The sequence below is a fragment of the Shewanella sp. Koi 1 genome (assembly GCF_052907445.1).
Window position 1 is genome coordinate 1,546,336 of the sequence record NZ_JBREJM010000001.1, and the last position, 23,425, is coordinate 1,569,760.

General features: G+C 49.1%; 18 protein-coding genes. 9 read left to right on the forward strand and 9 right to left on the reverse strand.

Annotated elements, in window-relative coordinates; translation table 11 throughout:
- Nucleotides 1–6 precede the first annotated feature (6 nt).
- The 3 genes from ACUZ8J_RS06810 to ACUZ8J_RS06820 are packed head-to-tail and all read right to left on the reverse strand — an operon-like array spanning nt 7 to nt 11,224.
- Nucleotides 7–2,427: a PfaB family protein gene (locus tag ACUZ8J_RS06810; RefSeq protein ID WP_446693415.1), complete on the reverse strand. Its 2,421-nt coding sequence runs from the start codon at nt 2,425–2,427 to the stop codon at nt 7–9.
- Nucleotides 2,424–10,358: an SDR family NAD(P)-dependent oxidoreductase gene (locus ACUZ8J_RS06815; protein WP_446693416.1), complete on the reverse strand. Its 7,935-nt coding sequence runs from the start codon at nt 10,356–10,358 to the stop codon at nt 2,424–2,426. The genes ACUZ8J_RS06810 and ACUZ8J_RS06815 overlap by 4 nt, the downstream gene beginning before the upstream one ends.
- Complete coding sequence (locus ACUZ8J_RS06820) at nt 10,355–11,224, reverse strand: transcriptional regulator (RefSeq protein WP_374901440.1); 870 nt, start codon at nt 11,222–11,224, stop codon at nt 10,355–10,357. Before ACUZ8J_RS06820 ends, ACUZ8J_RS06815 begins: the two co-directional genes overlap by 4 nt.
- 380 nt (nt 11,225–11,604) lie before the next feature.
- Here ACUZ8J_RS06820 and ACUZ8J_RS06825 point away from each other — a divergent pair, with 380 nt between their 5' ends.
- From ACUZ8J_RS06825 to ACUZ8J_RS06835, 3 genes are all read left to right on the forward strand, one after another.
- On the forward strand, nt 11,605–12,603 hold the full coding sequence (locus tag ACUZ8J_RS06825) for a 4'-phosphopantetheinyl transferase family protein (RefSeq protein ID WP_446693417.1): 999 nt from the start codon (nt 11,605–11,607) through the stop codon (nt 12,601–12,603).
- Nucleotides 12,604–12,771: 168 nt separating this feature from the next.
- On the forward strand, nt 12,772–13,293 hold the full coding sequence (locus tag ACUZ8J_RS06830; RefSeq protein WP_446693418.1) for a hypothetical protein: 522 nt from the start codon (nt 12,772–12,774) through the stop codon (nt 13,291–13,293).
- A 61-nt stretch (nt 13,294–13,354) separates the two neighbouring features.
- Nucleotides 13,355–14,095 (forward strand): sporulation protein, encoded by a 741-nt coding sequence (locus tag ACUZ8J_RS06835; protein WP_109285372.1) that lies wholly within the window; start codon nt 13,355–13,357, stop codon nt 14,093–14,095.
- Between the two features lie 94 nt (nt 14,096–14,189).
- Here the strand turns inward: ACUZ8J_RS06835 and queF are convergent, their stop codons facing one another.
- On the reverse strand, nt 14,190–15,050 hold the full coding sequence (gene queF, locus ACUZ8J_RS06840) for an NADPH-dependent 7-cyano-7-deazaguanine reductase QueF (RefSeq protein ID WP_446693419.1): 861 nt from the start codon (nt 15,048–15,050) through the stop codon (nt 14,190–14,192).
- Between the two features lie 59 nt (nt 15,051–15,109).
- On the opposite strand from queF, the gene syd reads away from it, so the two are divergent.
- Entirely contained in the window at nt 15,110–15,760 is a 651-nt protein-coding gene (syd, locus tag ACUZ8J_RS06845; protein ID WP_037430032.1) for a SecY-interacting protein, read from the forward strand.
- Nucleotides 15,761–15,845: 85 nt separating this feature from the next.
- Here syd and ACUZ8J_RS06850 read toward each other — a convergent pair whose 3' ends face one another.
- Together ACUZ8J_RS06850 and ACUZ8J_RS06855 are read right to left on the reverse strand one after the other, a co-directional pair.
- On the reverse strand, nt 15,846–16,619 hold the full coding sequence (locus ACUZ8J_RS06850) for a Zn-ribbon-containing protein (RefSeq protein WP_069454603.1): 774 nt from the start codon (nt 16,617–16,619) through the stop codon (nt 15,846–15,848).
- On the reverse strand, nt 16,619–17,002 hold the full coding sequence (locus ACUZ8J_RS06855) for a hypothetical protein (protein WP_188871051.1): 384 nt from the start codon (nt 17,000–17,002) through the stop codon (nt 16,619–16,621). Before ACUZ8J_RS06855 ends, ACUZ8J_RS06850 begins: the two co-directional genes overlap by 1 nt.
- A gap of 147 nt (nt 17,003–17,149) precedes the next feature.
- On the opposite strand from ACUZ8J_RS06855, the gene ACUZ8J_RS06860 reads away from it, so the two are divergent.
- The gene (locus ACUZ8J_RS06860; RefSeq protein WP_446693420.1) at nt 17,150–17,548 is read left to right on the forward strand and encodes a DUF3192 domain-containing protein; all 399 of its coding nucleotides are present in this window, start codon (nt 17,150–17,152) and stop codon (nt 17,546–17,548) included.
- Between the two features lie 49 nt (nt 17,549–17,597).
- On the opposite strand, the gene ACUZ8J_RS06865 is transcribed toward ACUZ8J_RS06860, so the two are convergent.
- Complete coding sequence (locus tag ACUZ8J_RS06865; RefSeq protein ID WP_011623407.1) at nt 17,598–17,831, reverse strand: DUF2789 domain-containing protein; 234 nt, start codon at nt 17,829–17,831, stop codon at nt 17,598–17,600.
- A 144-nt stretch (nt 17,832–17,975) separates the two neighbouring features.
- On the opposite strand from ACUZ8J_RS06865, the gene ACUZ8J_RS06870 reads away from it, so the two are divergent.
- Together ACUZ8J_RS06870 and ACUZ8J_RS06875 are read left to right on the forward strand one after the other, a co-directional pair.
- Nucleotides 17,976–18,614, forward strand: coding sequence for a GNAT family N-acetyltransferase (locus tag ACUZ8J_RS06870; RefSeq protein WP_011623406.1), 639 nt, complete (start codon nt 17,976–17,978; stop codon nt 18,612–18,614).
- Nucleotides 18,607–18,912, forward strand: a complete 306-nt coding sequence (locus ACUZ8J_RS06875; RefSeq protein ID WP_446693421.1) for an Mpo1-like protein — start codon at nt 18,607–18,609, stop codon at nt 18,910–18,912. Before ACUZ8J_RS06870 ends, ACUZ8J_RS06875 begins: the two co-directional genes overlap by 8 nt.
- 1,656 nt (nt 18,913–20,568) lie before the next feature.
- Here ACUZ8J_RS06875 and ACUZ8J_RS06880 read toward each other — a convergent pair.
- Nucleotides 20,569–20,955 carry a DUF3301 domain-containing protein gene (locus tag ACUZ8J_RS06880; RefSeq protein ID WP_089067404.1) on the reverse strand — a complete coding sequence of 129 codons (387 nt, stop codon included), beginning with the start codon at nt 20,953–20,955 and terminating at the stop codon, nt 20,569–20,571.
- Nucleotides 20,952–21,965 (reverse strand): DUF3549 family protein, encoded by a 1,014-nt coding sequence (locus tag ACUZ8J_RS06885; protein ID WP_446693422.1) that lies wholly within the window; start codon nt 21,963–21,965, stop codon nt 20,952–20,954. The genes ACUZ8J_RS06880 and ACUZ8J_RS06885 overlap by 4 nt, the downstream gene beginning before the upstream one ends.
- Before the next feature lie 146 nt (nt 21,966–22,111).
- Here ACUZ8J_RS06885 and ACUZ8J_RS06890 point away from each other — a divergent pair, with 146 nt between their 5' ends.
- Nucleotides 22,112–22,432, forward strand: a complete 321-nt coding sequence (locus ACUZ8J_RS06890; protein ID WP_023267376.1) for a YqcC family protein — start codon at nt 22,112–22,114, stop codon at nt 22,430–22,432.
- Nucleotides 22,419–23,273: a tRNA pseudouridine(65) synthase TruC gene (gene truC, locus ACUZ8J_RS06895; protein ID WP_446693423.1), complete on the forward strand. Its 855-nt coding sequence runs from the start codon at nt 22,419–22,421 to the stop codon at nt 23,271–23,273. Before ACUZ8J_RS06890 ends, truC begins: the two co-directional genes overlap by 14 nt.
- The last annotated feature ends 152 nt before the right edge of the window (nt 23,274–23,425 follow it).

Here is a 23,425-nt window from a genome sequence, read left to right on the forward strand (position 1 = left end):
GAGAACTCAAAGGGGTTCTCCTTCTTGGAATACGTTTGAAAAATGGCCTAATGCGCTGGCGCTGGCTGAATGTGGCGCTATCGTTTTCGCTGTAGTCTTATCTGCAATCTTATCCGCAACAGGAGTGGCTGACTGAGCTGCCGATTGAGGCATAAGCGGCGCAAGGGAAAGTGGCACTCTATGGCTGATAAGTTGAGCTAAGCATTTGAGTAAGCAAGTGATCGTATCGCTGCCCTTGGCATTACATGCCATGGCTAATATCGGTTGCCCCTGTGTTTGAACGCCATCGGCGCTCAACTCCAGTTGGCGGCCGATTTTATCGATAAGAGTGCTGGTTTGCCGATCGGCGCCCACCTCAACAAATAAACGCGCACCTTGTTGATACGCGGTGTTAATCAGCGCGGTAAAATTCAGCGGCGCACAAAAGGTGTCGGCAATACTCTTGGCAATGCTTTGGCTGTCGATACTGACGGCGCTTTGCTGCGCCGCGCTAATGAAACGCACCTGAGTCTCGCAGGCATTCGCCTTTAAGCACAAGGTATAAAACCTTTGGATAGCACTGTGCTGTGACTGCGAGGGCGGGGTATGCATGGCAGTGACTTTATTGCTGGCAATGCCACGCTTATTTAGCCTTTTAAGGAGTTGTAAGCAGCTTGCTTCGCAGCCCGCGAGAATACAGGTATTACCCTGTTCGATGGCTAGATAAACCCGTGGAAAATCATTCAGCAGGGCATTAATTTCGGCGCGAGAGGCGCGCACTAAAAAGCTGTTCCACACTAGCGGAGCATCTTCACTCAACTGCCAATCGCGGCGCACCGCAAGCAGTGGGCCTGAAATCTCCTGATTGAAGATGGCGCTGTTTTGGGTGGCGTTAATCAGGGCATGTGGCGTTTGCCAAATATCCAAACTCGCCCACATGGCCGCTTCACCCATGGAATAGCCCAGAGCGAGTTGCGGTTGGATATTAAAGACTCGAGTTAGCAGTCGACTAAAAAGGTAACTGGCGCCAACACCGCTAATCGCAAGTTGGCTTAAGCTCATCTTTGCCGAATCTTTTTCTGTGCTTTTCGTATTATTTGTGCCTTGGTAACTCGCCTCGGCCTGCAGCATGGCGGCTAAATCCCCTTCACGTTCAAGCTCACGATAAAGCTCAGGGAAATAGCTATGTAAGTCGCTGAACATATTCGGGTAAACCGTGCCTACGCCAGGGTAGACAAAGGTTAAGCCCGTATCGCCGAGGGGCGTTGGCGTAAAATAACTGCCCGCAGGGGTCTTAAAGGCTAGATTGGCCAATGGCATTAACGCTGGCGTTTGGGCTGGAGTAGGAGTCTGTTGCGTCTTTTCAATATAAGCGCGCATCGCCTTGGCTTCTTGCATTAGCTCTTCAAGGGATCCTGCCATCAGTACTAAAGCCAATTTATCCTTTGCTTGATAGCGCATAAGCCAATCACAGCCTTGGGTACTAAGCCAGTCCGTATCAGGTAAGCACGCCGATAAATCTAATGAATCAATCAGTTGTGATAATTTTGCCGTTAAAGACTCAAGCGTGTTGCCGCTAATGGGAATTAACAGTCTGTTGGCATTGAGTAACGGCTGGGCGATAAGCCGAGTGCCTTGGGTCAAGATAAGGCTCTGGGCGGTGCTCGCTTGAGGGGGCTTATCCAAGAGATTACCCAAGAGATTTAGGCTTAATACCCTTGCCTGATGGGGCTTGGTAAACCAATAGCCGTTTTGTGCGGTTTTTACGGGCTTTTCAGCGCGCTGTTCAGCGTGTTGTTCAGCGAGTAGTTCAGCAAGTTGTGCTGCATCAGTCGCATCAAGCATTGGTTGAATGCCTTTGAGACTGCGATGACTTAACGCCTCAACCGCTTGAGATAATACATTCAACTGACTGGCAAGATTGCCTGCCTGCGCGTAGCCATTAACCGCTTGAGCACAATCGCGTTTCGCCAAGCTAAAAGCGCTGTTTAAGCAGCGCTCGACGGTATTTGCATTGATAGTATTTGTTTCTTCGGCTGTTTCAGCTTGGATTTGCGCTAATGCTGAAATATAAGCCTCGGCATGCAGGTGTAACTGCGCTGCCATCAGCCCATCGAGCAGATACAGACTACGTGCTTGCTGCTGATATTCAAAGCGAATTTCAACGAGCTGTTTTTGCGCAATATGGGCGAGTTGCTCTGTGAGCAAGGCGACCAGTGTTGGCTCATCAGCTGGCTCATTAATCAGTGGCTTATCTTCAACATTGAGCTGAATTCGACAAGCCATTAACTGCTGCAGTTTACTGACATCGGTTTGTGCATGGCTAAGCACACTCTGCATCCAGCCATCACCAAGCCATACTGCTATTCGCAGTGGTTTGGCATTGGGATGTGGACTGTTTAGTGCCGCATTGCTTAATGCGGCATGTACGCTTGGGTCGAGTGTCACTTAACACTTACCTCTACAGTGCTTTGGACTGCTACCTGCACTTGCATTTGTTGCTGAGGTTTATTGGCCAAAAACGCTTGGTTGAGCGTCTTACTGATCGTGACTTTTGCTCGTTTCATCTCGCAGCTTAATCGACCATCTTGATGATAAAGCGCAATATTGGCCTCAAGTGAACGGGACGAATGCTTGATAACATCCAGCACTAATACTGCCTTCTCGCCAAAACCTAAGGGCGAATAGGACACAAACTCGCCAATGGCACTGGGTAAGCTTGCCGCTTGATATTTAAGGCGCGCCCACACGAGCATGGCCTGCAATAACAGATCTTCGGCAAAGGGTTGTGTGCCTTTATCCTCAAGATTTGGCGCAAACTCGCCGCAGTCAACTAATGCCACCGCTGGCAGGGCTACCTTAGCGATAAGCTGCTGGTCATCAAAGGCGAGCACTTCGCTTATGCCTTGCAGCCTTGGACCATGGAACAGGGTGCCATCGCTGTAGAGCGATTCACGATCCGCGATAGCGGGTTGCTGCGCTATCCCCTGCATCAGAGAATGTAACTCACCAACCTCGAAACGCGGTGCATCTGGCATATCATCCGTCTGCGCCACTAACACAGCCTGATACTGCGGGCGACCTTCAAAGCTTATCAGCGCGGTTAACGCCTCAGTCGATTGCTGTGTAGCGTCAGCAAGCGGCGTCAGCATCAATTCGAGCTCAATAGGCGCATTGCGTGCAAGCAGCGCCTCATCGAAGATAATTCCCTTGAGTAGTCGATAATCGCTGACACTCACCGCCTTACCTAAATGGGCCTTGGCGGCCTCACGCATCCAATCGATGGCGCATACCGTTGGCAACACCGCATGACCGTTGATGCAATGATCCTCAATAAAGCTCATGCGTTTAGGGTCGAGGCTGCGCATGACGCGAATACTCTGCGGCACCGTTTGGGCCATAGGCTGCGGATCTAACGCCGTGGTTAGATCCGCTTCAGGCTTTTTTGCTGATGCAGCTTCAACGGCATTGGCTGTATTGCCCTGCATATCGGTTCCAATCAACAGCTGCGCCCCTGTATCACTCAATAATTGGCTGGCAAATAACTCGGCACCCGCTTTGAGTGGAATGACATAAACTCCACGGTCGATAAACATTTTTTTCAGCGCAGGATTGACCATGCCGCCATCCCAAGGACCCCAATCGAAGCTCATCACCTTGGCTTGTGGCAATTGCTGCGCGAGTTGTAGCGCGGCCTTATTGAGAATGTCATTAGACATGGCGTAGTCGCTCTGGCCGGTATTACCGTAAAAACCCGCCGCCGAAGAGAACAGGGCGATGAGCGTTAACTGGCTAAGATCCAGTGCCGACAGCAGATTGTTAAGTCCGGTCACCTTAGTGCCATAAACCCGCTCAAGTTCGCTTAAGGTTTTGTCTTGAATATGTTTATCGGCAAGTACACCCGCGCCGTGGATAATCCCTGTGATGGGCGATAGGGCGCTGATAGGCGCAATAGTGCTGGCAATGGCGGCAGGATCGTTAACATCCAGGCTTAAGTATTCGGCGCTGGCGCCAACCGCTTCAAAGGCCTGCAAGGCATGGCTGATTTCAAGGCTGCTTTGTACTGGCCAAACTAAGGCATCCACTTGTTTGGGGGTGGGTTTATTACCCAGGCTTTGCAAATGTCCTATGGCAGCGGCTTTCAGCTCGTTGCGATTTTTACCCTGAGCCCAAGCAGGGATCCCCTGATGGGCGCTGCGACCCACGAGGATAAAATGTGCCTTGCAGCGTTTCGCTAAACTTAAGGCGCACTCGAAGGTGACGCCCTTAGCGCCGCCTGTGACGAGGATTTTGTCAGCAGACGAGAGAGACGCGCCACTGCGGCGAAGCACGGCATTGCCCGCAACTAAGGTCGTGCGCTCAAGCTCGCTATCAATACCGACTTCGACTGGCGCATCTTGGAGGTAGTATTCCTGCACTACCGCATTGGCGACCGTTTTAGCATCCAAGTTTGGTGCGATATCCAGCGCGCGGCAGACCACTCCCGGCCACTCGTGATTTAAGGTTTTAGTGAGTCCAGAGAGCGCCGCTTGGTTGAGTTCACTCTGACTGATGAGGGCGCCAGCCGACTCGTCCATGCCAATATAGCCAAAGCCACCGTCGATACGGCTGACGGTGACAAAGCGGCAGTAGTCGCGCTCAGTTAAAAGTGGTTGTAAGTGTTTGGCGAACAAGAAGGCTTGCTCGACCGAGGCTTTGGCGTCGTCTGCCAGCACTAAGCCTGCACCTTTATTGGTAACGGACTTATGCTGTGGCTGCAGATGAATAAAACCGGCGATTTGGCCAAGCACTTCAATCTGATTGATGACCTCACAAATGCTTTCATCATCAATCGCCTCCAGCGTGAAGCTAGCAATATGGCTATCGAGTGGCGATGCGCTGGTCACAACCGTTTTGGGTGAGCGTACAACCGCGACCTTAACGCCTTGGGCGTGAAGCTTTTCGGCAATCACCCCCGCGTTGTGGCCATCGTCGCCGATAACGACGTAACTGTTTGCCGTCAGTTGAACATCACTAGTCGCTATGATGCGCGCTAACTCAGCCGCCGCTGGCAACTTTTTTAGCATCACCTCACTATGGGGCGGCAGGTCGATGGTTTCCTCGACGGTTTCTGCAGTTGCCTCTTGAATCTCTTGAATTGGCGCAGCATGGTTTTGCTGCGGCGCCTCACTTGATGCTTGCGAACCCGCATAGAGGGCGACAATCTCACCCAAGGTGCGACACTCGGCTAAATCCTCTGGGCTGAGTTCTGGCAGGTTTGGCAGTTGATCTTGTACTGTGCCTAAAATTTCCACGCGCTTAATAGAATCGATACCAAGGTCAGCTTCCATATCCATGCTCAGTTCCAGCATTTCAACGGGATAGCCTGTTTTGTCGGCCACGACCGCCATCATAGTGCGTTCAATCGCGTCATTAGATAGCACCGCACTTGCGGCTACTGCACTTGCGAGAACTGCATTTTGTGTCGCATGGCTAACTGAGGCTGCAGCTGTTACAGGAGCCGCTTGGCTAAAGAGCGCGACAATTTCCCCTAGGGCGCGGCACTCGGCGAGATCTTCAGGGCTCAGTTCTGGCAGGTTCGGTAACTCGTCCTGTACTGTGCCTAGAATTTCCACGCGCTTAATAGAATCGATACCAAGGTCGGCTTCCATATCCATGCTCAGTTCCAGCATTTCCACGGGATAACCAGTCTTGTCTGCCACGACCGCCATCATAGTGCGTTCAATTTCATCATTAGAAACCGCGCTGGTGGCTACTGCACTTGCGAGTACTGCATTTTGTGTCGCATGGCTGACTGGTGCAGCAGCGGGTACAGGAGCCGCTTGGCTAAAGAGCGCGACGATTTCCCCTAGGGTGCGACACTCGGCTAAATCTTCTGGGCTGAGTTCTGGCAGGTTCGGTAACTGGTCTTGTACCGTGCCTAAAATTTCCACGCGCTTAATAGAATCGATACCAAGGTCGGCTTCCATATCCATACTGAGTTCCAGCATTTCAACGGGATAACCTGTCTTGTCGGCTACCACCGCCATCATAGTGCGCTCAATTTCATCATTAGAAACCGCCGCACTTGTGGCGACTGCACTTGCGAGTACTGCATTTTGTGCCGCATGGCTAACTGTGGCCGCAGCTACTACGGCTGTCGATACTACAGGAGCCGCTTGGCTAAAGAGCGCGACAATTTCCCCTAGGGTGCGACACTCGGCTAAATCTTCAGGGCTGAGTTCTGGCAGGTTGGGTAACTCGTCCTGTACCGTGCCTAAAATTTCCACGCGTTTGATAGAATCAATACCAAGGTCGGCTTCCATATCCATGCTCAGTTCCAGCATTTCTACGGGATAGCCAGTCTTATCGGCCACGACCGCCATCATAGTGCGTTCAATTTCATCATTAGAAACCGCCGCACTTACAGCGACTGCACTTTGTGTCGCATGGCTAACTGTGGCCGCAGCGGTTACAGGAGCCGCTTGGCTAAATAGCGCCACAATTTCCCCTAGGGTGCGACACTCGGCTAAATCTTCTGGGCTCAGTTCTGGCAGGTTGGGTAACTCGTCTTGTACTGTGCCTAGAATTTCCACGCGCTTAATAGAGTCGATACCAAGATCGGCTTCCATATCCATGCCAAGTTCTAACATTTCCACGGGATAGCCTGTTTTATCGGCAACCACTGCCAGCATGGCGGTGTCGATTTGCTGCACGACTGACTTTTCGGAAAGCGCGCGAGTTGCTGTCGCCACAGTTTGCACTTGTGGTTGTGCGACTTGTGGTTGTGTTACTTGAGGTTGCGGAACTTGGGGCTCATTCACAGGCGCAATAGTCGTTTTTGGCTCTGCGGTTAACGCTTGAACCACAGGTGTCTGTGCTGGAACGACAGGCGTTGCCGCTGTAACTGCCACTGGTGCAACCGCCACAGGTGCCGTTTGAATGGGGGCTTGAACCTGTGGCGCTGTCATTTGGCCGAGTAGGGCTAATGCCGCTTGGCTGCTGCTGGTCTGCAATTGCATAAATTCAGCATGGCTCTTTAGGGTTTGTGCCTGATGCTGGTGGAACAGCTCCATCGAGCGTTGCAGGCTCTCCGGAATGGCAATGCCAAGGCTTGCCATTTTGGCTTGCTCAGCCATCAGGGCACTGACGGTATCGCCGTATTGCTGCGGGATCGCTAAAAATTGTTGATGTAATTGCGCGGCCTGGGTTTGGGCGGCAAAAAAGGCGCTCAGGGCATCTTGATTCGCCTGTCCAGTGGTAAGGTTGGCAGTCTGTGCAGGCGTTTGCTGTTGAATATTATTGTTATTTTGTGCCACTGGCTTTTCCACTTCGACAACCTTTTCTAGAATTTTTTCGACAATCACTGGTTTTTCAACGACTTTTTCAACCACTTTCTCAACGAGGCGATCCACATACTGCACTTGGCTGGTAATTTTGCCCGATTGCAGCGAATCGACCATTTTATTGCGGGTCGATGGGCTGATGTAGTTGGTCGCGTTGAGCTTGATATTCATGGCTGAAGGCGTTGCTGGCGCAATCAATTCGGCTTGATAAGGGTCGATTTCCCCCTGTGTTACCCCCGCAACCGCCAGTTGCACCGCAGCGCTGCGCAGTTGGCTGTCGGAGTCGGCTTTAGGATTCGGGTTAATGCTGATAAGGCACAGCTCGTTTAACTGCGCGGCTAAGGTATTTTCTGTCAACTTTTGCAGAATGTTTTTCGGGCCAAACTCGACAAACACCCGTGCACCAGCGGCATACATGGCTTCTAGTTGCTCGCTAAAGTGCACCGATTGCAGCATATGATCTTTAAAGGCGGCTTTGATGGCGTTGGCATCGGTAGGGTGTAGTTGACCAGTGCCATTGGCATACAGGGCAATCTTTGGCGTGTTGAACTGAGCCTTATCGATGGCTTCGCTAAAGGGCTTTTGCGCATGGGCAACCAATGGCGTGTGGAAGGCGCCGGAAACGGGCAGGGCAATTGCCTTAAAGCCTAACTCGCCAATGGCCTTAGCGGCCTGTTGTGTCGCTGTGGTAGCGCCTGCAATCACCAGTTGAGTGGGTGAGTTGTAGTTGGCAATTTTGACGTCGTCAAACTGCGCAAGGCAATCGTTGATAGCCTCAATATCTTGTTTTTGCTTAAGAATAACGGCATACATGACGCCAGCATCACGACTGGCGTCGGCATCCTGAGGTGACTTCGCCATTGCCTGTCCACGTTCAAAGGCAAGCTTGATGTAGTCATCCATTGAGATAACGCCTGCGGCGCACAGGGCCGAGAGTTCACCAAAGCTATGGCCTGCGAGCATATCCGGGGCGAAACCCGCCTGAGTCAACAGGGCGTACTGCGCCATAGAGATCGCGCCGATGGCGCTTTGGGCATAAAGGGTATTGGTTAACGCACTTTCCTGCGCTTTTCTCGATTCATCATCGAAGGCGGGGATCGGGTACAGCACGCTTGAAAGCGAAGCCTCACCACGGTCGCTAAACACTTTATCGCTGGCGTGGATATGGCGGCGAAGCTCGGGGAAGTTGTTGGCAATTTCCAGTCCCATATTCAGGTATTGCGAGCCTTGGCCGGCAAATAAGGCTGCGACTTTATTGTTATCCTTGACCAGTGCTTGGGCGCGGAAACTTATCCCTGAGGGTAGTTGCCAGCTCTCGGCGCTATTGGATTCTAGCTGCGCTATCGCTTGGGTTAACAGAGTCTGTAACTGGGCATAGTCCTTGGCGATAAAGCCAAGACGGGCCGATTGCGGCGCTAGTTCACGCAGGGCGTAGGCTTTTGCAAAGGCAACAAAATGCGCCTGAGAAAGTTCTGCTTTGGCCGCAGTTGCTTGCTGCAATGCGGTTTTTAACTCACTCAGCAGCGCGGTTTTGTCGGCGGCGGCAAACAGCCAGCTTTGTGCCACGCTGCGCTGGCGATAGGCGTCATTGCGCGCGTGTTCGGGGTGATATTCTTCGAGCACTAAATGGAAGTTAGTGCCCCCAAAACCGAAGGAGCTGATCCCTGCGCGGCGCGGCGTATCGTCACTGCGTTGGATCCAAGGGCGCGCCTCGGTATTGAGATAAAAGGGCGAGCGGGCAATGTTTAATTTAGGATTAGGCTGACTGACGTTAATCGTTGGCGGTAAGACTTTATGGTGCAGTGCCAATGCTGCCTTAATCACACCCGCCGTGCCCGCGGTGGACTTAGTATGACCGACCTGAGATTTGACTGAGCCTAGGGCGATATGCTGTAACTGTTCATTATCCTTCGAGAATACTGAGGTTAAGCCATTGAATTCGGCCACATCGCCTGCTGCTGTGCCTGTGCCGTGGGCTTCAATCAAGCCAACGGTTTGCGGCGCAAAGCCCGCGTCATCATAGGCGCGCTCTAATGCCTTGGCTTGGCCTTCGGGGCGCGGTGCATAAATGCTCTTAAATTTACCGTCCGATGAGGCGCCTACGCCTTTGATTACCGCATAGATACGGTCGCCATCGCGCTCGGCATCGTCGAGGCGTTTCAAGGCGACCATGCCGATCCCTTCGCCAATCATCATGCCCTTAGAATCGATATCGAAGGGCTGAATCTGCTCGTTGGTGGTAAAGGCTGGCGTCTTTGAGAAACTCATATACATGTAGGGCGAGTTGTCGGTACAGACACCGCCGGTGATCATCATGTCGCTGCGTCCCTCGGTCAGTTCGGTCAGCGCCATACGCATGGCGGCAAGCGAACCTGCGCAGGCGGCATCGACGACGCAGTTCATTCCGCCTAAATCGAAACGGTTGGCGATGCGTCCGGCAATCACGTTACCGAGGGAGCCGGGGAAAGAGTTTTCTTCCCAGTGGACATATTGATCTTGGAATTTTTTGATCAGCAGCTCGCTATCTTCATCGCTCAGGCCACTGCTTTTAAATACTTTTTTCAGCACCGGATATTGCAGGCGCGCATTGAGGCTATGGCTTAACTTTTGACCACCGCCAATCCCGAGGGTGATGCCGATGCGGTCACGGTCGTAGTCGTCTGGCAGATTGGCATCCTGCAGGACTTCCTTGGCGACGACCAGTGAGAGTAACTGCGAGCTGTCGGTGAGTTCCAAAATATTGGGCGGCAGACCAAACTCCATCGGATTGAAGTCGACCTCTGGCATAAAACCACCGCGTTTGCAGTAGCTCTTATCGGCCTTGGACTTATCCGCATCGTAATAGTCATCAATCGACCAGTGGGATTCGGGCACGTCGGTAATGGCATCAATTTTGTCGCAAATTAAATCCCAAAACTTATTCAAATAGCGGGAGTTAGCAAAGATACTCGCCATGCCAACGATGGCAATCGGCATATCTTTTAAGCGTTTATTCAGTCTCTTATCGGCTTTTTCATCGGTTGATAATTGAGGCTGTGATGGGGTATGGCTCATAACGAGTCTCCACTGGCAAAGCGTTTGGCCGTTGCCTTATTAAGGGATTTAGCGATGGCTTTTGGGGTTTGCACGCCAGGAAAGCGGGCTAAAAAAGTGTGGTAGTTGCGTACCAGCAATTTACGCAGATGAAACGGCCCATCCTTCAGCACATAGGCAATGTAGCGATTGGCCGCTTGGGTGTTACTGTCTTGATAAATATCGATATAAATCCAATCTGCCTTGCTATCTATGCCAAGGAGTACCGATTTAGGTTCGGCCTCGGTCAATTGCGGCGGCAGGGTGAGGGACACCACTTGCACTACGGTATCACCATCTGTGCTTGGTAGGGCAAGCGCCTTGGCTAAGGTTTCGGAGTTGACCGTGTAGGTCTGAACATCGCTGCCTTGGCTGATAGGTAATTGATTGAAATACTGCTTAGGCACAAGCTCTTGATCAAACTCATCGAGGCGCGAAACCCCATATCGCTTAAGGCAGCGGGCCAACCCCGAGCGGGACACATTGGGGTTAATAAAGGTTTGAGTGGCCTTGAGCAGCCTGTCTAACGGCAGCTTGAGCTGATATCTCAGTCCTACCACGACGTATTCTTCCATCGGAGTGAGGGTGGTATTGAGGTGATGCGGCGTATTCGGGCTGTCGTTCACTGACTCGCGCTTACGCCATTTACGTACTGTGGCTTCGGTAATATTTAAAATTTTGGCGAGCTGACTCACGCTCAATTCAGATTGCTGAATAAAGTGTCGCATCTCCGGCGTAGTCGTGGCATTGCGGTGCCTTGCCGTTTTGGGGGCGGATTTGTGCTCCGAGCTTGGCTTATCAGCCTGAGCATGATCCGCGGCTTGAGTACCCATTTTTCGAGAACTCATGTTGTTAGTGCTGTCCCATCTTTATTATTTTCATCCAACATAATCTATCGGGACTGCTTAAACTTGCCTGCCAAAGCGGAGTGTGGACTCATGCTTAATCTAGGCTTAAAACCCGTGAGCTATGTGTTTTGTTACGCACAATGGTGATGCAGATTACCTGAGGTTTCGGCTCGATACAATCATATGGGACTTGAAATGGTTTTTTAATGTTCAAATGACTCTGTTCAAAGGAGCCCAACTCCTGTTTAGCACAGGGGATACGTTTAAATAATCATTTAAATTCATAAGATTAGAAACAAAATTGAGATACTGCTCGTCAGGCGAGTAGAACTGAGTAGAATAGGGCAGCCGTTAAACTTAAGTGTTGTTGGGATAAATTAATGAATATTGAGCTTTTTTTTATACCATTAACCGAAATGGATACGGCCAGTACGAATGCGTGTATGGCGCTCTTGAGTGAGGATGAGCGCGCCAAAGTGGCACGTTACCGGGCGCCCAAGGCGCAAATGAACGGCTTATTGGTGCGAGCGGCGCTGCGCTGCGTCTTATCTCAAGGACTGCAATCTCGCGGTGGAACCTCACCTTGCTCCTCCCAACGACAGATTGCCCCCCAAGATTGGTGTTTTGAGTATGGGGCAAAGGGCAAACCCAGTCTTAACCATGAACAGTTTCTGAGTACTGGCATTGAGTTTAACTTGAGCCACAGTGGTGACTGGTTATTGATTGCCTTGGCGCAAGATGATGACAAGGGAGAAACCGCTAACACAGCGCAGCCCCGTTTAGGCTTGGGTGTGGATATCGAGCGCTCCCGCGTCAGCACTCATATTTACCCGATCCTTAATCATTATTTTTCCCCGATTGAAGTCGAAGGCTTATTAGCCCTTGAGGGCGAGGATGCGCAGCGGCAGCGCTTTTTTGATCTTTGGGCACTCAAGGAATCCTATATCAAGGCAACGGGTTTGGGCCTAGCGCAGTCGCTGAAATCTTTTGGTTTTGACTTAGCCCCAAACAGTTTGCTGGCGGTTGATGGTGGCGCGCTGCAAACTGTCGACTCCCCGAACTGGGTTGAACTCAAGCTACAAGAGAACTTTGCTTCACCGAGCCAAGCTAAGCCCTGTTCTTATCTTCAACTCCCATCGCGTATTCCACTTTATTCCAATATTAAGCTGCTGATTGAACCTGAAACTGCACTCAATGCCACAAGCTCCCATGCCCAGCATTGGCGGAGTTATTTTGGCCGACTTGATGAGGAATATCGTTTTGGGCTCAGCTTGGTTGATGGTGACAGCTTAGTGCAGGATAACAGGTTGGCGAAGGTGACTATTTCGATGCAGCTGACCAGTATCACTGCATTACTGGCGGTATGCTCCGCCATCTAGTGCGGCCTTCGCACTAAGGCTTAGATAGCCTTCGTTCTTGAATTACTGCTTTTAATTCAGTTTCTTGTCCCTTCACTGACTTTGTTATTCCTCCGTTCATATTTCATTTTGGATTAAACCTAGCTCGCTATAGTCACGCCAGAGAACTCACTGACAAGGTTGTTAATCATGAAATTCAAATGCCTTTTATCGACCACCACTTTGCTACTGCTCGGTGGCTGTGGCTACTTTGGTGGCGATGAAAAACAGCAATTAGAGCAGGCATGGCTTGCTCAAGATCCCCAACTACAACAAGTGGTTGAGCAAATCCGCAGCCGCGGGCTCGATGTGGTCGCTCAAAGTGCGGCGGCGGGCACAGTATCGGCCTGTGTGGCCGAAAAACTTAGCCAAGATCCCCTCGGTAAATTAGTGAGTGTCGAAGGCGCCTTAGTAGAGTCGGCAAAGGTGGCCGAATTACTCGGCGATTTACAGCAGGTGATGGAACAAGAGGTGAGCTTCGATCAAGTCGCAAGCCTGTTACAAAAGGGCGCGGATGCGGCGGCCTATGCTAAAAGTTTGATCGAACAGCAGGGTGTCGAGCAAGCCATGCAAAGCCTTAAGCAAATGGCACTCGCCAGTGAACAATTTGCTCAGCAGGATTTAGGCGCGCATTTCCAGCAATTATTGCTCGAGTGCAAATCTGCTCATTAATTGAATAACCGCTGTATTACGGCTGCTTATCCGCGCAGCCTTAGCAACATAAGGAAATCCCATGTTTAAAAAACTGCTGGCCTCTGTCGGTATCGGTGGTGCGACGGTCGATACCCAATTAGATGATAATCGACTGCTGCCAGGTCAAATCTTTAATGCCACTATCGTCGTTAAAGGCGGTAATGTGCCGCAGCAGATCTCCGGCCTCGACTTAGCCCTAATGACTAAGGTGAAAGTGAGTAGCGATAACGGCGACTATTTTAAGAACCATCGTTTGGCGAGCTGGCGCTTAACTGAGTCCTTTGAAATTCAAGCGGGTGAAATTCGTGAGATCCCGTTTTCAGGTAAATTGCACCCCGAAACCCCTTTTACTCAGCTCCCTGTGCGCAATAATCAATCCCAGGTATGGTTACAAACGGGAGTGGACATAGATACCGCGCTCGACCCTAGCGATATCGATGCGCTGGTTATTATGCCAACGGCGATTGCCGAGCATGTGTTAAAGGCGATGGAGGGCCTTGGTTTTGTGTTGGTGAAAGCCGATGTGGAGCAAGGTTTCCTCAATACGCGCGCCTTTCGTTCCACTTCGGGTTGTTACCAAGAGCTAGAGTTTAAGCCGCGCAATATGGGCTTTAATCGTTTGCGTGAGATAGAGGTTTCTCTGGTGTGCGATGCCGAGCAAACCCATGTATTGCTTGAGCTTGACCGCGCATTCCGTGGCGATGGTTACTTGTATTTCAGCCTGCCAAACAATGCCACGTTGAGCCAAGTGCAAGAAATTTTTAGCGCGAATTTGGGTTAAGTGCGGGTACAGTTTAAGTTCTGAGCTTGGTTGAATAGCTTACAACGGATAATAAAAAAGCCCTGATTATTCAGGGCTTTTTGCTGCAAGTTGATTACTGTCTTGCTAAGCGGTGGCTCTCGCCTGGGTGCTCAAAATCACTGCGGTAAGGGTTAATGTCTAAGCCGCCGCGACGGGTATAGCGGGCGTAAACGGTTAACTTAGTGCAGTGGCAGTAATGTTTTAAATCGACAAAAATCCGCTCGACACACTGCTCATGGAACTCGTTATGCTGACGGAACGAAATCAAATAGCGCAGTAACTTTTCGCGATCGATTTTTGGCCCTTGATAACGGATCATCACACTGCCCCAATCGGGTTGAGAGGTAATTAAGCAGTTTGATTTCAATAGATTAGAATTGAGTGTCTCAGCGACAATCTGTTTTTCATCTGTGCTGTTTTCAAGATAATCAGGATTAAAATCATAATCACTGACTTCAATATCCAGATCGTCAATGCAAGTGCCTGGCAGTTCGACGACACGTTGAATTCCAAAACTTTTAGGCTCAATAATCTTAACGTTAACATCGCCTTGGGCACATTCACTTAGATCTTTAACTAAGGTTTTTTGCACCGCATCGATATTGTCGAACTTGGTTTGATTAAAACTGTTTAAATACAGTTTGAAGGATTTTGACTCGATCAGATTTTGGCTTGCATGACTTAGCTGAATGTCGGCGATAGCCACCATAGGTTTACCCTTGGCATTTAGCCAAGACAGCTCATAGGCCGTCCAGATATCGGCTCCGTGGAAAGGTAAACTCTCCGCAGTCAGGTTGATAGCGTTACGGTTAAGTGAGCGAGGAACCCCTTGCAGCAGCGATGCATCATACTCGGCTTGGTAATCAGTAGCTTTACCTAAAGTTAAGCTCGCAAGTTCTTTTGCATCACTATAGGGATCGTGATTCTGTGTCATCAATACTGTTTCCATGTCAAAATAGGCGCACATTATACCCGAAATTGGATTGTGCTTAAGTGTCTTGTCTGCCTGCTCTCGATAAATTTTTGCAAAACTATCATCAGTCTTACCTATCAACTTTAGGCGAATTACCGCGATATTACCCGCGAGGTGAGCCATCTTTGTGCATTCAAGGAGAGTTTGATGAATCATCCGATGAGGCGGTGAGCTGGTTACCTGTTAAACGTGAACAAGTAGGCAGCTTTGCGAATGTTGAGCATGCACTTGAACTTAAATTATGGCCTGATATCAATTACTTCTATGGTGAGTATTTTGCGGCGCCCGTGCTATTTGATTCACCATGGGGCACAGGAGAATTACTACAGGTATGGAACGAGGCGGATTTTGACGCGTTGCAGCAAAATATTATCGGTCACTTAATGATGAAGCAAAAACTTAAGCAACCGCCCACCTGGTTTATTGGTTTGCTTGATGAGGGCGATAAGATGCTAACGGTGGATAATGCCGATGGTAGTGTATGGGTGGAAATCCCCGGCGAGCTTCCCTCTACCCAATTGGCGCCGAGTTTAGCGGCGTTTATTGAGGCGTTATCGCCACGTATCGCGCCGCCCGTGAAACATGAAGAATTGCCTATGCCAGCGCTCGAGCATCCTGGGATTTTTGCCAGCTTTAAACGTATGTGGCACAACCTGATTGGTAAGCGTTAAGCGCGTTGAAATGCAGCAAGGCCTAAACATAGTAAACTCGACATGCATATCTAGCCTGTCGAGTTTACGCTTCAATAAGGCAAGGCTATTGATGGTCCCAAGACAAGTTAGACACTATGCGGCAAGGTTCGCAGCGAAAGTGAAACATATCCAATAATGGCTCATCGAGCTTCCAGGTGTGACTGCCACAACGCGGGCAGGGGCGTGCCAGCTCAGATTGCAGATCCTGCCCCCCGACACGATACAAATAATAGTAAGTGGGAATTTTAGTAAGGTATTCGATTCGACCGCGTAAATCCCAACCTCGTCTAAATAAATCACTGTTTGGGCTCGATAATTCTTCTAGCGCTGCAAACTCTGCCTTAGTGGCGGCCGCCATTTGTAACTCATCACAGGCTTGCCACTCGGTTTGCCAGCGGATAACTCGCTTATGATCGCCATTAAAGGTCGCAGGGATTTGATACAGCGGAATAGGCAATAAGTTATCACCACTACGCAGGGGGGAACACATATGCACATAGCTAGTGTAGAGCAACTGCCAGCTGGGTGGCTCAGTGTTACTGACCTCAGAATTAATATCCTGACCGATAAACTTTTCACGTGGCGCCAGTAGTTTAGCCTCGGTTAATTCCGCCAGCGCTTTTTTCACCCAAGGGCTGTGGTAACGATGGGCCAAACTGTTTTTTTCCGGCGTGAGTAGGCGTACTCGAAATTCGCCCTCATTAAAGGCTACGGCAAATTCGCGGCCGAGGATTTGGCCATTAGCGCGATAGGCTTCGAGTAATTGATTGATGGCACGTTCTGCCGCACTGATGGTGGTATCGGCAAAGCATTCAAAGCGCAATTCGGTGACAAACATTAAGCGGATTTTCCTTGGGATTCGAGTTGACTGACACGTTGTTTCAGCTCGATAAGTTCATTTCTGAGTTGCATGATCTCGTTGTTTTTTAACGCGAGGGCCTGTTCAATGCCTTGTTGCAACTGGGCTAACTGTTGCGCCAATGTGGCGACTGTGAGTGGCGAAGCATCGGTGGTATGTGTTTCTTCAATCACGGGCTGTGATTGGGCCGCTAAACGTTCCCGCTCGGCTTTAGGTATCGATTTAAATTGCTGTAATCCTTGGATTAATATCGGCATAGGGATTTTGTTACCGACACGGCTTTTTATCAGGGCAAGGCTTGGTGTTTTACCGCTGGCTTCGAGTGCGCAGGCTGCTGCTAACACTTGGTCAATGGGACTCATAATAAGTGAAATTCCTTAATGTATATCGTGTTTTTCACTAACTTACTGTGATGTGGTTATTTTAGTTTTTATAAATCAATGTATTGCTGTTTGGCATTGATTTTGCTTTTTAACAATTTTTATAACAAGTACACAGGAAGTCATAATATGAACGCAAATATTAATCGCAAACTCATCGCGGTCACGTTTTTAGGGTTAGCAAGCTTAGGTCTTAGCGGTTGTGTGGTCAATGTCGGCGATGGTGAATCTAAGTGGGATAGCAGCGAATCTTGGGAAAAAACACAGGATAAAAACCGCACTAATCTGACTAAGCTCAGCCTTGGCATGAGCAAAGACCAAGTGATGACGCTAATGGGAGCAGCAGACTTTAGCGAGTCCTATTTACAACAAAGCGCAGGACAAGCAGACAAAGAAGTGTTGGTCCTCTTTTATCGCACTCAGCACTCCCATAGCGATGGTAAAACCACTAAGGATGAATGTACGCCAATCGTCTTAAGTAACAGTGTGTTAGTCGGTTGGGGCGACACCGCCTACAGCAAAATTTAACAACTCAACGCAACTCGCCATGAAGTGATTCAGTGTCAGCCCTAAGCCATTAGGGCTTTCTTAATTGCACATCGAGCTGCTCGATAAGTTCGGTCCACTGGGCATCGGCCTCTAATGCCTCGGTCAGAAAACTCTTTTGCGCCTGCGTCCAAAATGGCGCTTCGGTTAAGTGTGTCTCTGGGGGAAGTTGATGGGTCGCAATAAACTGCCCTATGGCTTGAGCTTGATTGGCTAATCCCAACTGTTCAAATAGATGACTCAAATCGACTGGCGTTGTATCCATGCTCGCATCCTCTCTGTGTGTCTTTATTTAGGGTATGCAACTCACTGAAAAATGCAATCTATGATTAAAATTTGCACTTTTTAGTTTCCTTGATACAGTGATAATTACTCCTAAGAGTGTGATCTAAATCAAGGAATTCTAATAATGGACAATAATACCTTGGATGAGTGCCGTGCAGTTTATCTCACCGCCGAAGATTTACGCCTCGCCGCTTCGATTCTCTACAACGCCTATCATGACGATCCTTTCTTTGTGGATGCTTTATCCACTTCAGACAAATTCGCCTACGAACAAAAATTACGTGCCGCAATCCGTGAAGAGTTGAATGCGCTCTGGCAGGAGAAGCAAGCCTTAATCGGGCTGTTTGACCAAACACGCTTAGTCGGTGTTGCCTGTGTGGTCACTCAGGAAGTGCCCCTCGGGGAGGGCCGCTATTGGCACTGGCGACTCAAGATGTTGCTTGGTACGGGCTGGCAATCGACTCAGGCGATGATGAAGAAAGAATCGAGCATCGTCGAGCTGCTACCGAGCGAGCACTGCGGGATCCTACAATTTATCGCCCTTGCGCCCAATGAGCAGGGAAAGGGGTTAGGTCATCAACTTGTGCAAGCCGTAGTAAGTTGGTGCGATGAGCAGCCCGAACTTGAGGGGATTGGGGTCTTTACTACTCAAGAAGCCCATAGCCAGTTATTTATGCAACATGATTTTGTTTCCCTAGGAGAATTGAGCATTGGCAATGTAGCCGGACAATTACTTTTTTACACGGGCCAACAAGATGAATGAACCTTACCGCTCCTTCGCTGAGTTTTACCCTTTTTACCTCTCACAGCACCAGGACTTAAGCTGCAGGCGATTGCACTTTATTGGCAGTTTTTTAGTGCTCCTGTTATTCGTCGCTGCGCTGTTTTTCACAAATGGTTGGCTTTTACTGTTTATCCCCCTAGTGGGATATGGTTTTGCTTGGGTGGGACACTTTGTGTTTGAGCATAATCGCCCCGCGACATTCCAATATCCCTTGTACAGTTTGATGGGGGATTGGGTGATGTTTGCACAAATTCTCACCGGTAAGTTGAAGTGCTAATTGTCCCTCACCAGTGAGAAGCTGACACCCGTGTGAGAGATCGCTTACAAAGCCTGTAGGATAAAATGTTTTCTTACTGACTGTTTTGTAATCACAGCTTTTAAAGTGTATTTAAAATCATGGTGTTATGTTTTAATAAAGCTTGGTTGTATGAAAAGTGCGCTAGTGTGTGTTCTTTAACCGAAACAAAAATAGCGAGAACCACGTAGAATTAACTCATCGCCAAAGCAAATGGACAGAAAGGATTGCAATACAGGCGAGAGGGACGCAAGAAGCGACGAATTCAGGTTCTTGGATTTGAACCACTGACAGTAGGAAAACTGTCATCTGCCTAGGATAGGCTAAGGAAAAGCAAGGCTGCTTTCTCATGGATGATAGAGGACGTTGTATCTGCTGGGATAGCAGGTTTCAGGATGAAAAAGGACAAGCTTAAGGATTAAGCGTTACTGGATGCAGGAAGTATCGAGTAAAAGGATAAGTATAAGGGTGAACAGCTTGTACTAAGGTGAGGAAAGGATTCAGCAGGACGCGATAGGGATGAGTCACTGGATGTGACAGGAGCCGAAATAGGATATTCGGGTCAAAGGATTGAGTGTAGTGGAGACTTCACTGCACAGGGAAATAAAGGGATTGAAGGACGCTTGCAGGGAGCAAACGATCGCAAGGAAGGTGCAGGGAGCACAATCAAGCAGGATGGCTTGCAGAGGATAAATGGGGTGCACATAGTGCGCCCCTTTCTTTTTTCTATTCTCCTACGCCTATTTTTACGATACGTCATAATGTCCACTTTTACGTGCGGTATATCTTAAAATAAAATCTATCGGACGATTTTTACTCTTTTATGCGGTCGCTATTTCCTTTTCTGTGTTTAAGCGTCTCGGGATAAATCAATGTTTGTGTTTTTAAATGGCATAAATTGCCCGACTTCTTGTGAGATATATCTCACAAGGCTGTAAGTGATTTGTAAGTTTTTTGACTGACAATGACTACCTAGTTTTAGGTAAGTCACATCTAATCAATATGTTAAGAAATTTTTTCCATTGTGAACTTAATATGGCGGCTTACATTTTTATCTTTTGCGAAAGCCACCCTGCCATGGCTGTCGTAGAATTCATTTGTAGACGGAACTACAGCGAACAGGAAGTTAGCAGTCAGGATGACTGGACAGTGTTTAAGGAATAAACACTCGTGGAGTGGTAAGGAGAGACTTTCAGGATGAAAGCGATGCGAACCACGGAAGGAAAGACTATCAGGGATAGATAGCCTAATTGCACAGGATTGCAATGGCACATGGAGTGCAACAGAAAGGATGCTACTGAACCTATTTCACGGATGATGCTGGAACCGCTCAGGAAAGAGCAAGCTTGGTAAAAGGAACGCCAAGAGATAGGGAAGTACGTTGAGTACAGGGAAATATCACGGATTGAACAGGGATGATGCAGGACGCAAGTTGACGCATGGATGGTGCAGGGAGCACGAAAATAGCGGGATAGCTTAACAGAGAACAGAAGGGCGTGGTCTTATGACCACGCCCTTTCTTTTTTGGTATTCGTGCAGATAAAGCTGATTGAGTACGGATGTAGAGCCGAGCTATGGCTGAGTCTTATCTATATGACTCGGCGTTGTCTATTCAACTCAAAGGTCTACGGCAGTCAATTAATGGCATTTGCCCGAGCTACAGCTACTTTGGCTGCCGCAACCACCAAACTTGCCTTTGGCCATTGGTGCTTCTTGCCATTCTGGCTCTGGGAAAATAGGCCATTCAATCTTTTGCACTTTTTTCCCTAGCATCCATATATGGCCGCGGTATTGGTTAATGCCATCGGTGCTGAATTCGAATAGGTATTTTGCCCTCCAACAGATCCCTGTCGTGCCGCCAAGGCTGGGGCGAGCCGTTTCCATTGCGATGGCTAAGAGTTGTACTTTTTGTCTACAACATTCTTTTTCGGCAAAAATACGGCTTAATTCTGCCATTTGACGTAATTGCCAAAAGAAGGCAGCAACCACAATTAGCGCAATAATTAACAGCAGATCTGACATCATTTACTTGTAGCCTTAAACAAGCCACCAATGGCCTGTGATAGTTGAACACTCCGATTGGGATTCCTTAATTCACCCAATAAGTGATTGCGTAAACTCGGTATCGCCACAATATCAGCAAAGATCTGATTAAAAAAGGCCTGGGGTTGTCGCGCCAATGCTTCGAGGTAAATACTGCGACTCAGCTCTTGCTTTAATACCGTCCAGTTTCGGCCTGCGATACTGATGAGTTCATTGGCCTCTAAGCGCTCGGTTTGCTGAAGATGGGCGAGGGCTTGTTGGCTCAATTCGGTATGAGAGGCGAGTGCGCGTAAGTAATAGGCTTTGAACTCGGGAGGAGCTGCCACAAACTTAGCATAAAGTTTATTCGCAAGTCCTTCTGTTAAATGCAGATGTTCGAGACATTGGCACAGGGCTATTTGCACTTCAATCGCACTATTGTCAAAACTGGCAAGGAGTTGCTGCTCGTGATCTAACTCACCAAGGCGAACACACACGTCGCTCAAACCTTGCAGGCCAATATGCTGCCATTCACTCGGTGCAATTTGTCCCGAGAGATATTGCACTGCAAATTCATATTGAATAGAAGCGCTTAACCCTAATTGTTTACGCACTAAGGCGTTAAATACCGCCAGTTTTTCTTGGCTGGGCTTAAAGCTAAACGGATTGTTAGCGAGGCGATCCTGTTGCTCATCGGTTAAGGGTTGAGTCGGATCTTGCCCCAGTGCCGTTAATACCATTTCAATAAACTGTGAGCGCGGCGCAGGCGAAAGCAGTCCTTGTTCGTCTAACGGTAGTTTTAGGAACCAAATAAAGTGCTGTTGGCTCTCGTTCCAAAACACGATGGCAAATTGGGCATGCCCTTGTATGGGGTAAGGGTAGGGCGTGACTAATGATTCGATTTGATGGAAGGCCAGCATATCGATGTGCTGCACTCTTCGTCCTAATTCATAGACTTGGAATTGGGTTTTGGCGGTCGTTAAAAATTGGCTAAGCGTGGTAATTTCAGTCATTTGGCTGCCATATCAATCAAAAAGGCTCAATAAATTGGCGACATTATAGGGGGAAGTTGTGCGCGATGGTATGATTGCCACACTTTTATCGCCTCAGTCGCAGCGCTTAATTGTCGAATGACCGTGGCTTAATGGACCTTATATCGATGCTTTACAGTCAAACTCAATCCAAACTAGCCCAAATTGCCCACGAGCTACAAAGTGCCGGGCTTTGGTCTACTCGTGCGCCCAGTGATGAAGCCATGGCCAGTACGGCGCCTTTTGCCTGTGATCTGATGTCGTTAGAGCAATGGTTGCAGTTTATCTTTATTCCACGCATGCAAGCCCTTATCGATGCGGGGCAACCTTTGCCAAGCAAAATTGCGATAGCCCCGATGGCGGAACATGTGTGGTCCGAACAAGCGGCGTTAGCGCCTTTAATCGGTGTCTTAAATGAATTGGATATGTTGTTAAATGAACCTAGATGATGATTGGCTGGATATGCCAGAGGATAAATACAATCCAAGCGAGAGCGGCGAGCAGTCAGAGCCTGCGCCTGAACTGCGTATCTTGTATCAAGACGAGCACTTGGTGGCTATCCACAAACCCGCGGGATTATTGGTTCATCGCAGCTACTTAGCGCGGCGTGAGCGCTTTTTTGCGATGCAACTGACTCGGGACTTAGTTGGTTGCCATGTGTTTCCGGTACACCGTTTAGATAGACCCACCTCGGGCGTGTTGTTATTTGCTAAAAGCAGTGAGGTGGCCAACGCCCTATGCGAGCAATTTGCCAACCACAGTATTGAAAAACAATATTTGGCCTTGGTGCGTGGCAATATGCACGAGAGTGGTGTGTTGGATTATGCGCTCAAAGTCGAATTAGATGAGGTGGCAGACAAGTTTGCCAATCAAGATAAGGCTGCGCAGGATGCTGTGACTCAATATGAGCCGCTATTAAATACCGAAATTCCTTATCCGTCGGGGCGTTACGCTACTAGCCGTTTCGCGTTAGTGAAACTGAGTCCAAAAACGGGGCGTAAGCACCAACTCAGACGCCATATGGCGCATTTACGTCACCCGATTATTGGCGATACCACCCACGGCGATGGTAAGCAAAATGCGTTTTTCCGCGCACATTTCGATATCAACCGACTGTGGCTGATTGCGAAAAAGTTAACCTTCACTCACCCGGTGACACTTGAGCGCTTAAGTATTGAAACCGAGCTTGAGCCAGAATGGGAAACCGTGTTTGCAGGATTGGGCTGGGACGATGCCGCGCTTTGTCGAGAGCCAAGTGTGTTGATTGCAGAGCAATCGACGACCGTTTAAGGCAATGCTTGTTTGGGCGTTTAAGGCGAGTGCTCACTTAAGCTTGCATCGTGGCTATCTGCTTAGTTGCTTGCAATTCGTTGCAACATTCAGCGGTCTTAACTACTGGTTGGTTTGAGACTGGATATCAAGCTGGCTAAGTTGGCGTATTC